Annotated in this window: 6 protein-coding genes and 1 pseudogene; 6 read left to right on the forward strand and 1 reads right to left on the reverse strand. The window is 48.1% G+C overall.

Translation table 11 applies throughout. The features are described 5' to 3' along the window. Nucleotides 1-214: hypothetical protein (locus tag EII32_RS12570; RefSeq protein ID WP_233582383.1), on the reverse strand; the 214-nt coding region annotated here is incomplete at its 3' end. Nucleotides 215-299: 85 nt separating this feature from the next. Between EII32_RS12570 and EII32_RS10615 the strand changes: the two genes are divergently transcribed. The 6 genes and pseudogenes from EII32_RS10615 to EII32_RS10640 all read left to right on the forward strand — a co-directional run. Next, nucleotides 300-1,667: an ATP-binding protein gene (locus EII32_RS10615; RefSeq protein WP_125235377.1), complete on the forward strand. Its 1,368-nt coding sequence runs from the start codon at nucleotides 300-302 to the stop codon at nucleotides 1,665-1,667. Beyond that, on the forward strand, nucleotides 1,654-4,620 hold the full coding sequence (locus EII32_RS10620) for an ATP-binding protein (RefSeq protein ID WP_125235378.1): 2,967 nt from the start codon (nucleotides 1,654-1,656) through the stop codon (nucleotides 4,618-4,620). Before EII32_RS10615 ends, EII32_RS10620 begins: the two co-directional genes overlap by 14 nt. 391 nt (nucleotides 4,621-5,011) lie before the next feature. Beyond that, nucleotides 5,012-7,828 carry a type I restriction endonuclease subunit R gene (locus EII32_RS10625; RefSeq protein ID WP_125235379.1) on the forward strand — a complete coding sequence of 939 codons (2,817 nt, stop codon included), beginning with the start codon at nucleotides 5,012-5,014 and terminating at the stop codon, nucleotides 7,826-7,828. Nucleotides 7,829-7,849: 21 nt separating this feature from the next. Further along, nucleotides 7,850-9,394, forward strand: a complete 1,545-nt coding sequence (locus EII32_RS10630) for a type I restriction-modification system subunit M (RefSeq protein ID WP_125235380.1) — start codon at nucleotides 7,850-7,852, stop codon at nucleotides 9,392-9,394. A 14-nt stretch (nucleotides 9,395-9,408) separates the two neighbouring features. Continuing rightward, nucleotides 9,409-10,998, forward strand: a complete 1,590-nt coding sequence (locus EII32_RS10635) for an ATP-binding protein (protein WP_125235381.1) — start codon at nucleotides 9,409-9,411, stop codon at nucleotides 10,996-10,998. Then, a pseudogene (locus EII32_RS10640) lies at nucleotides 10,995-11,518 on the forward strand (restriction endonuclease subunit S); the annotation flags it as partial. The gene EII32_RS10635 and the pseudogene EII32_RS10640, both read left to right, overlap by 4 nt.

Consider the following 11,518-nt stretch of genomic DNA (forward strand, 5'->3'; position numbering starts at 1 on the left):
GCACCATCGGACATTTTGTGCCCGTAACGCACTGATTGCGAATGAATAGCACTGACATATTTACAGATATTAACAATTGCCGGTTTTTTGAGGAAAAAGAGGCTTGCAGAGTGTTCATCCATAAGATTCCAACCACAATATGAAAAGCGGGGACAGCGTTTTCGCTGCCTATTCCGGCTGAAACGGTCTTTGTTTCGATGTTGATTTCAGACAATTTCTTTTCCTTTTTGATTGTGTTTTCAGAATTTAATCGTAACTTTGTACGCAAATCATTTCTAAACGGTAATCATAATATCCGGATGACTTATTTCAAAAGACACATAGACGACAAATTGCTCGAGTGGAAAAACGATGCCCGCCGCAAACCATTGCTGATACGGGGCGCTCGTCAGGTGGGCAAGTCTACTGCCGTAAGAGAACTCGGAAAGCAATTCCGCCACTTTGTGGAGGTGAACCTTGAAAAGCAACCCGATCTGCGGCAGCTGTTCACGGAGAACATCAACGTGAAGACTACGTGCGAAAAACTCAGCGGTACGCTTGCCATACCCATCATACCGGGCGAGACGCTCCTCTTCATCGACGAAATTCAGGTGAGCAAGGAGGCTGTCATGGCTCTGCGCTACTTCAAGGAGGACTATCCCGAACTGCACGTCATTGCCGCCGGCTCGCTGCTGGAGTTTGCCTTGGAGGAACTGCCGTCGTTTGGTGTGGGAAGGATACGTTCTCTGTATATGTATCCGTTCTCGTTCGACGAATTTCTCATGGCTCAGGGGCTTGGGCTCACTGTTGATTTCAAACGGAAGGCAACGGCCTGCGCCCCTCTTACGGCATCGGCACACAAAGCCTTGACAGAACAGCTGCGCTCGTTCTATCTCGTAGGAGGAATGCCGGCAGCCGTGACGGAATGGGTGGAAACGCACAGCTACATAGAGGTGTCGCGTATCCACAATGAAATTATCGACACATACGGCGACGACTTTTCCAAATACAAGAAACGGTTTTCGCCTGTTCTCCTCAGGCAAGTGCTACGTTCGACAGCATTGCAGGCAGGAAAGAAATTCGTTTATGCCACAGCCGCGCGCGACACGAAATCGACGGTGGTGAAAGAGGCCTTGCACCTGCTCACGCTTGCCGGGCTTGTAGCCCCCGTGAAGCATACGGACGCACATGGCGTCCCACTCGGAGCAGAGGAAAATGAAAGTTACGTGAAGTATCTTTTCTTTGACTTGGGTGTCATGCAGACCATGCTCAACATCCCCGCGAGAGACATTCTTATGGCTACCGAGGTGGATTTTGTGAACAAGGGAAGCGCGTCCGAGATGTTTGCCGGATTGGAGATGATGAAATACGGCGACTGCTTTATGAAACCCGACTTGCATTATTGGCAGAATCATGCGAGGAACAGTCAGGCGGAAGTGGACTATCTCAAAGTAAGCAACGGCAAGATACTTCCCATAGAGGTGAAAGCCAGCACGCAAGGGAGCATGCAGAGCCTTTGGATTTTCATGCGTGAACGCAAGCTCTTCGACGGTATCCGCACATCACTCGAGAATTTCGGTCGTCTTTTTTACCATGACAAACAGGACGATAATTCCGAGCGACACATCAATATCGTACCCTTGTATGCTTTGAGCAACTTATTTATAACAACCCATGAACAACACTAACATCATCACATATATGCAGTGCCACAAACACGGTCTTAAAGCCCCTTCACATCCCCACCACGAACCTTTTAATATTTGTTGTGTCAAACCAAGACAATTGATTTCAAGCATATTAGCGGCGTTTGTCTCAATCTCTTTCCTGCTCGTTTCATGCGGAAAGAAAACAGAGGCTTTTACCCCGGACGAGTTCAAGCGCACGGAAAGCAACAAAGCCGCCGCCACCTCGGAGGAGGGACAGGCCATGAGCCGGCTGCTGCAAGACTATGAGCGGCAGGACGGAGCGGAACGCATAGCCTCGGCCAATCATATTTTCGATCTCGTCTATCAGAAAGAGATTACCGACGAACGGTTTGTCGCCACCACCCGCACACCTGCCGACAGCGTGGAAATGTTGTTGTGGTACTGGGCGAGTATGTACTTCTGGGATACACAGGACTACAAACAAAGCCTGAGCTGCGTACAATATGCACTGCCCTTTGCCTACCGCGTAGGCGACATGGAACAGCAGAGCGACTGCGAGCACCTGGCAGGAGTGAACTATTTCCGCATGTCAGACTATGCGCGTGCCGTGGAGTATGTACGCAGGAGCCTTGCCCTCGACCGCAAGATAGGTGACGAAAGCCGCATCAGCAGATCGCTCAACACTCTGGCAGGCATCTGCCTGACCTCGAAGCAACTGAAAGACGGCGAACGCTATGTGCTCGAAGCCATCACGCACAGCACCGCCGCACGCGATTCCGACCGGATGGCAATCCAGTATGGCATGGCATCGGAAATATATCATGTAATGAACAAAGAACAATTGGCTCTCGATTATGCCCGGCGTGCCTACGACTTGGATGCCTTGCGGGGCAACAGAGCCAAGGTGGGCATACGCCTATCGCAGATGGCTTCGGCACAGATGGCGCTGGAGCAATATGCCGAGGCGGAACGCTCGTTGAAGCAGGCCATGCCGATATTGGAGGAGGTGGGCAACGTCAGGTCGCTCTCCATCTGTCGTAACCAGATGGGCGAACTGCTCAACCACCGTGGCGCACACGCCGAGGCAGCCCAATACTTCAAGCAGGCAGCCGAGGTGTTTGCCGCTCAGAACGACATGTACAACGAGAGCCGTGCGCAGAAGGGGCTCTACGAGGCGCTGAAAGGCAGCAACCTTGCCGAGGCCGACCGCCACCTTGTGCGCTATTCCGCATTGAAAGATTCCATCTATCACCGCGACATGGAACAGGCGGTGAGCCAGCAGAACGCAAGATTCAAGACAGAGGAACTGCTTCGGCAGCAAGAACTTGACCGCGATGAGCAGCGGCTCGTTGTCTTTGGCGGCATCGCCTTGGTGGCTGTTCTGCTGCTCATCGTGGGTGTGCTCGTCTATTCGTCGAGAATACGCCGCCGCAACCACTTGGCGTTGAAACGGCTTGCGTCATTGCGCGAGAACTTCTTCACCAACATCACACACGAGTTCCGCACGCCGCTCACCGTGATACTCGGATTGAGTCACGACCTGCAAGCCACCGAAGCGGAAGGAGTGAGCGACAAGGCGAAGACCATCGAGCGGCAGGGCAAGGGCTTGCTCGCGCTCATCAACCAACTGCTGGACATCTCGAAGATACGCTCGGCGGTGGGCAACGCCGACTGGCGCAACGGTGACATCACGGCGCAGCTCACCATGATAGTGGAGACCTGGCGCGACTATGCCCGCAGCGGGAATATCGACCTGCAGTTCTTCGCCAAGGAAACGGTGACGATGGATTTCGTGCCCGACTATGTCAATAAGGTGATGAACAACCTGCTCTCCAACGCCTTCAAGTTTACGCCCGAATATGGCAAGGTGAGCGTGACGGCATGGCGCGAGGGCGAACGGTTCTTCATTGATGTATCCGACACGGGTGAAGGCATGGACAAGGAGACGCTTGCCCACGTGTTCGAGCCGTTCTACCGAGGCGAGAGCGAGGCGCAGCAAGTGGGTACGGGCGTGGGACTGGCGCTGGTGAAGCAGATTGTGGATGCCGTGGAGGGCAGCATCACGGCGGAGAGCGAGGCGGGAAGAGGCACTACTTTCCACATCGCCGTGCCGATAAGGAACAAAGCCCGTAGTGCCGAGTTTATCGCTCATCCTGTGGAGCGCGCGCCGCTCCTGACCGAGACGGAAGCGACTCCTGCAGACAGTGAGGGCGACGACGACCGATGCCGCCTGTTAGTCATCGAGGACAACCGCGACATCGCCGCCTATATCGGCTCGCAGTTCACAGGCAAATATCCCGTGAGCTACGCCGCCAACGGCAGGGAGGGAGTGGACAAGGCGCTCGACTTGGTGCCCGACCTCATCATCACCGACCTGATGATGCCCGGCATGGACGGATTAGAGGTGTGCCGGCAGGTGCGCGGCAACGAGATCACCGACCATATTCCCATCATCGTGGTCACGGCGAAGATTACGGAGGAGGAACGCATACGAGGATTGGAAGCCGGAGCCGACGCCTATCTCGCCAAGCCGTTCAACGCCGACGAACTGCGCACCCGGGTGGAGAAACTGCTCGACCGCCATCGCCGTCTGCGTGACAAGTTCGGCAACACCGGTACGGACAAGCAGCAGGAGACGCAATTCACCGATGTCGAGCGACGCTTCCTTGCCAAAGTGTCTGATGTCATATACCTCCAACTCAGTCGCGGAAAGGAAATTGAGGTATCGCAGATTGCATCGGCCTTGTGCATGAGCGACAGGCAGTTCTATCGCAAGATAAATGCCATCACCAACAGCACCCCGACGGTCTATATCCAGCATGTGAAAATCAAGAAAGCCAAGAGCCTTCTTGACGGAGACTCGCGGATGAGTTTCAGGGAGATAGCCGACAGATGCGGATTCAACGACTATTCCAACTTTTTGCGGACATTCAAAAACGCCTACGGTGTCACACCTACGGAATACAGACGGAGCAATGCAGGAAAATTGTAAGAACGCACCTCCGTCATAATCTGAAATAACAGGGAATTTCCGGCAAGAACGAGCAGAATATGCCTTTGGGTATGCTCTGCTCGTTTTGTTTTGCACCAATATTCAGTCACTTCCATCCAAATCGACGCCACAAATACGCAGTTTTCTCAAACCCAAATGCGGTCTAATGACCGATTTGGGTTAAAGGAAACGATAAAGGGGTATGTGATATTTACCTGTGAAACATAATACGTCAAATCACATGATTTGAGGCAACTTTCTATGCGTTTTCACAAAATTATTTAGGACACTATTGCTCTATAATGGGAAAATCTGAGGATTTTTGAGTACCTTTGTGGCAAAATATTAAATTGGGGATTTTGTTTCCCTAATGTTAACGTAAAGCGAATGTATGACACAGAGCGAAAAAATATTAGAGCAAGGACTCATTAAAACCCTGACGGATATGGGCTACGAGTTCGTTTCCATCAAGGGAGAAGACAACTTGTATGCCAACTTCAAGACGCAGTTGGAGAAACATAACCGAAAGGAATTGGCTGCACATGGTCGTGAGCATTTCACAGAAAATGAGTTCGACAAGATACTTCGCTATTTGGAAGGCGACACTCGCTTTGAGAAAGCCAAGAAACTCCGTGACCTGAAGAATTTCCAGTTGGAAAATGGTGAACGTGTTTGGATTGAGTTCATCAACAAACAACATTGGTGCCAGAATGAGTTTCAGGTATCAAATCAGATAACTGTCGAAGGACAAAAGAAGTGCCGCTGTGATGTGACTATCCTCATTAACGGTCTGCCTTTGGTGCAGATTGAATTGAAAAAACGTGGTGTGGAGTTGAAACAAGCATATAATCAGGTTCAGCGTTATCATAAAACTTCGTTTCATGGTCTCTTCGATTACATCCAGTTATTCGTTATCAGCAACGGTGTGAATACCCGTTACTTCGCCAACAATCCCAACAGCGGTTATAAGTTTACGTTCAACTGGACGGATGCGGAGAACGTGCCGTTCAATGAACTGAGCAAGTTCGCCTACTTCTTCTTCGACAAGTGCAACCTCGGCAAGATAATCAGCAAATACATCGTGCTGCATGAGGGTGACAAGTGTCTGATGGTGTTGCGTCCTTACCAGTTCTATGCCGTGGAGCAAATCATCGACCGTGTGCAGAACACTAACAAGAACGGATATATATGGCACACCACTGGAGCCGGAAAGACGCTGACGTCCTTCAAGGCGGCTCAACTCGTCAGCGAGATAGACGGCATCAACAAGGTGATGTTTGTCGTTGACCGTCACGACCTCGACACTCAGACACAATCAGAGTATGAAGCATTCGAGCCCGGTGCCGTTGACAATACTGACAACACCAAAGAACTTATCAAGCGTCTGCGTGGCGAAAGCAAGATTATCATCACCACCATTCAGAAATTGAATGTGGCCGTGACCCGTGAATACTACAACAAAAAGTTGCAGGGAGTCCGTGACCAGAAGGTGGTGATGATATTCGACGAGTGTCACCGTAGTCACTTCGGAGACTGCCACAAGAACATTGTCAAGTTCTTCAATAATCTGCAGATATTCGGATTTACCGGCACACCGATCTTCCCAGAGAATGCCAAGCAGGACAAAACAACGGGCGAAGTCTTTGGCGAGTGTCTGCACCACTATCTCATCAAGGATGCCATTGCCGACGAGAATGTACTGGGCTTCCTTGTGGAATACTATAAAGGACAGCAGAATATTGACATGATGAACGAAAAACGCATGACAGAGATTGCACAGTTCATCCTCAACAACTTCAACAAATCGACTTTCGACGGAGAGTATAATGCCCTATTCGCCATCCAGTCAGTGCCGATGCTCTTGAAGTATTACAAGATATTCAAATCACTGAACCCGAAAATCAAGATAGGAGCCGTATTCACCTACGCTGCAAACGAAAGCCAAGACGACAACCTGACTGGCACAAACCAAGGTTTTGAGAATGACAACGTGACGGCAGACGAGTTGCAGAAAATTATGGATGACTACAACCAGATGTTCGGTACGGCGTTCAATACCGATAACTTCAGTGCGTATTACGATGACATCAACCTGCGCATGAAGAAGAAAAAGCCGGATATGGAGCCGCTTGACTTGCTGTTAGTGGTGGGTATGTTCCTCACTGGCTTTGATGCGAAGAAACTGAATACACTCTATGTTGATAAGAATATGGAGTATCACGGACTGCTACAGGCATTCAGCCGTACCAACCGCGTACTTAACGAGAAGAAACGCTTCGGAAAGGTGGTATGCTTCCGTGACATGAAGGACAAAGTGGATGCCTCCATCAAACTGTTCTGCAATGAGGATGTGATAGACACGATGATTGTTCGTGAACCATACGAGGAAGTGAAGAAAGAACTGAACGACCTCACCATCAACTTCCTGAAGAAGTACCCAAAGCCTCAGTATATCGACACCTTGCGGAGCGAGTTGGACAAGCGTGACTTCGTGTTGGCATTCCGTGAGATTATCAAGAAACATGCAGAGATACAGATATACGAGGACTTTAACGCCAGTGATCCTGACTTCTATATGAGTGAACAGGAGTTCGCAGACTTCAAGAGCAAGTATCTTGACATCACCGTCGGCATCATCAATACTCCTGTTGATACTCCGTCAGTAGTAGCAGAAGCAGAGATACCATACAACGATGAAAGCACATTGGAGGACATCGATTTCTGTCTGGAACTGTTGCATAGCGACGTTATAAACGTGGCATACATTCTGGAACTGATTGCCAACCTGAATCCTGATGAAGAGGACTACGACAAGAAACGTCAGGATATTCTCGACACGATGATTAAGGATGCCGTGATGCGCAACAAGTTGAAACTGATTGACGGATTCATACGTGAGCATGTGGATAACGACAAGCAAGGATTCCAACAGTCGAAGGCTGATGGCTCGATGGATTTGGAAAGCCGTCTGGATGAGTATATAGCAACGAAACGTAATAATGCCGTACATACTTTGGCTACCTTTGAAGGCATCGAAGAAGAGGCATTGAATAAGTTCATCTCAGAATATAATTACCTGCATCGGGAGAAACCTGAAATTATCCAAAAGGCCATCCGTGCGAAGAAGGGACTGAAACTGATGGAGCGTTCAACGATGCTAAAACGTATCGTGGAGCAACTGAGAGAAATTATTAACACTTATAATTGAGATTAAAAATAGAAAAAAGATATGGGCGAAGACCTGCAACAGAAACTACGCAGCCAGCTTTGGACGGTTGCCAATACGCTGAGAGGAAACATGTCGGCAAGTGACTTTATGTATTTCTCTCTCGGCTTCATCTTCTACAAGTACCTGTCGGAAAAGATAGAGTTGTACGTCAATGACGAGTTAGAGGCAGATGAAACGAATTTCCAAAAGGTATGGGCAAGTAATGACGAGGAAATAAAAGAGGAAATCAAGTCCATGTGTGTGGATAACCTCGGTTACTTCGTGGAGACGGACTTCCTTTTCTCTACCATCATTGATGCCATCGGACGTAAGGAGAATATCCTGCCCCAACTGGAGCGTTCGCTGAAGAAGATAGAAGACAGTACTATCGGACAGGAAAGCGAGGACGATTTTGGCGGACTCTTCTCCGATATAGACCTTGCTTCGCCCAAACTCGGTAAGACGGCAGATGATAAGAACCGCTTGATTAGCGATGTTCTTGTTGCCCTCAACGGTATCGACTTTGGACTGGAGGATGCCAGTGACATTGACATTCTTGGCGATGCCTACGAATATATGATAGGTCAATTTGCCGCTGGTGCTGGAAAGAAAGCGGGTGAGTTCTATACACCGCAGGAGGTCAGCCAGATATTGGCAGAGATTGTGACCACAGGCAAGACCCGACTGAAAGATGTCTATGACCCCACTTGTGGCTCTGGCTCTCTGTTGCTTCGCACTGCAAGAAGCGGTAAGGCTGACAGCATTTTCGGACAGGAGAAGAATCCCACAACTTTCAATCTTGCACGAATGAACATGCTGCTGCACGGGATGAAGTACAACGACTTCGATATTCAGAACGGTGACACATTGGAGGCTGATGCCTTTGGTGACCGCCAGTTTGATGCCGTCGTCGCCAATCCACCATTCTCAGCCGACTGGAGTGCCGCCGCCAAGTTCAACAACGACGACCGTTTCAGCAAGGCGGGCGTATTGGCTCCCAAGTCAAAAGCTGACTATGCTTTTATCCTCCACATGATTTATCACCTTAACGAAGGTGGTACGATGGCTTGTGTCGCTCCTCACGGTGTGTTGTTCCGTGGGAATGCAGAGGGCGTTATCCGTCGTTTTCTCATTGAGAAGAAGAACTATGTGGATGCCATTATTGGACTGCCTGCCAATATCTTCTATGGAACAAGTATTCCAACCTGCATTCTGGTGTTTAAGAAATGCCGTAAGGAAGATGACAACATTCTCTTTATTGATGCCAGCAAGGAGTTTGAGAAAGTAAAGACCCAAAACAAACTCCGTCCACAGCATATCCAGAAGATTGTTGACACCTATCGTGAACGCAAGGAGATAGAAAAGTACAGCCATCTTGCTACACTGCAAGAAGTGGCAAAAAATGACTACAATCTCAACATTCCCCGTTATGTGGATACATTCGAGGAAGAAGAACCTATCGACATCCATGCCGTGATGAAGGAAATCAAGGAACTGGAAACCAAACGTGCCGACCTTGACAAGGAGATTGAAGGGTATCTGAAAGAGTTAGGAATTGCGGAATAAAAAGAAAACAGCGTATGACAATTGACGATATAAAGTCTATCATAGCAACAGACGAAACCCGTATTCTGGAACTGAAAAAGACGACGGGAGATCTGAAGGATGGGATGCATACTGCATGTGCATTCCTGAATACTGATGGCGGTTGGCTCATTATCGGTGTTCCCCCGGAGTCATTGAAGATAGTTGGGCAACAGGTAACAGACAGTACACGTCAGAAGATTGCAAATGCACTTGCCGGACTGGAACCAGCCATTGATGTTAAGGTTGAGTACATAGATGTGCCTGAGCATCCAGGTAATCAAGTCATTGCTATGCACTTTGATCCGTGGGTATGGGGGCATGTCCCATACACCTGCAACGGACGTCCGTATTATAAGGTGGAGAGTACGACAAAGGTTATGCCTCGTGACATGTACGATGAGCGTTTACGTCAGAGCAAACCGCAATATTTCGCATGGGAACGGCAGGAGGCTGATGGTATTACTATAGCAGACCTTGATGAAAACAGAATACGCGGTGCCATTCGGTTAGGCGCAGAAGGTGGTCGTCTAAATGGAACCGCTATGACAGAACCTATAGAGACATTGCTCCAAAAGTCAGAATTGCTTAATGATGGCAAACTGAATAATGCTGCCGTGATGCTCTTCACTAAGAAACTAAGGGGCTATCCACAGTTGCGTTTACGTATGGCACGTTTCCGTGGTACGGGAAAGAATGAGTTTGGTGACAACCAACAGGCAGAGGGCAACTTCTTCGATTTGCTTGATTCTGGTATGTCGTTTCTCTTCAAGCACCTCAATTTGAGCGGAAAGATCGTGGGTCTTCATCGTATAGAACAACTTGAAATTCCCGTAGAAGCACTGCGCGAAACCCTTGTGAATAGTCTTTGTCACCGTCGATACGATCAGCCTGGATCTTCCGTAGGCATTGCCATTTATGATGACCGTGTAGAGATTGAGAATCCAGGAATACTTCCTCCGGAATTAACTCCTGAGACTATCAAGCAACCTCACAACTCCCACCCCTATAATCCGCTGATTGCCAATTTTCTATACAGGAGTACTTTCCTTGAAAGTTGGGGCTCAGGTGTCCGTCGTATTATAGATTCATGTGCGGCTGCAGGTGTTGAGGAACCAACTTGGCAGATCAATCCAAATTTCGTGTGGGTTACGTTCAAACGTCCATCGGATAAGTCAAGTTATACTAAAGAAAGTACAACCACCACCCAAAAGAACGAGGTTTTAGGGGGTAGTTCAAGTGAAAATGACTTAACTACCACCCAAAAAGAGAATAATTTGGGGGGTAGTTCATCTCCTATAGATACAAATTGGGGGAGTAGTTCGTCAGATGATATTTCTCTTACGAAACAATTTCAAAAGCTAATGGACGTTATGAACTACGAGTTTATGTCTATCGCTGAAATTATGGTGGCATGTCAATTAAAAAACAAAGAGCGTTTTCGTGAGAACTATATTACACCTGCGTTAAATGAAGGACTTATTGAGCGAAAATACCCTGATCAGCCCAAACATCCATATCAGCGATTCCGTCTGACAGAGAAAGCTATGCACCTAAAGTATTCACAAACAACAGAGGAACAATGACTATGGCAGTAGATAACAAAGATAAAGTCCTTAATGTCCCAAATATAAGATTTCCGGAGTTTGTAGAAGAATGGAAAGAAGAGCGATTATCAGAAATTGCGTACTTGTACAAAGGTACAGGTATTTCAAAAGAATAAGTCAGAAATAATAAAAGATGTCATTAGCAGAACGAACACAGATAACACTAAATTGGTTAGAAGTCAAGCCAATGATATTATTATACCATGTTCTGGTGAAACCGCAGAAGATATAGCAACTGCACGTTGTGTACTCAACGATAATATTTTATTAGGTGGCGATTTGAATATTATTCGCCTACATGACTATGATGGTTCTTTCATGAGTTATCAGTTGAATGGTAAACGAAAATATGACATAGCTAAAGTTGCACAAGGCGTTTCCGTTGTGCATCTTTATGGAGAACATTTGAGAGGTATTAAAACTTTCAATCCGTGTTTGGAAGAACAGAAGAAAATAGCAGACCTTTTGTCTCTTTTAGACGACCGCATCGCAACCCAAA

The sequence above is a fragment of the Prevotella sp. OH937_COT-195 genome, from assembly GCF_003932845.1.
In the GTDB taxonomy this organism is placed as follows: Bacteria; Bacteroidota; Bacteroidia; order Bacteroidales; family Bacteroidaceae; genus Prevotella.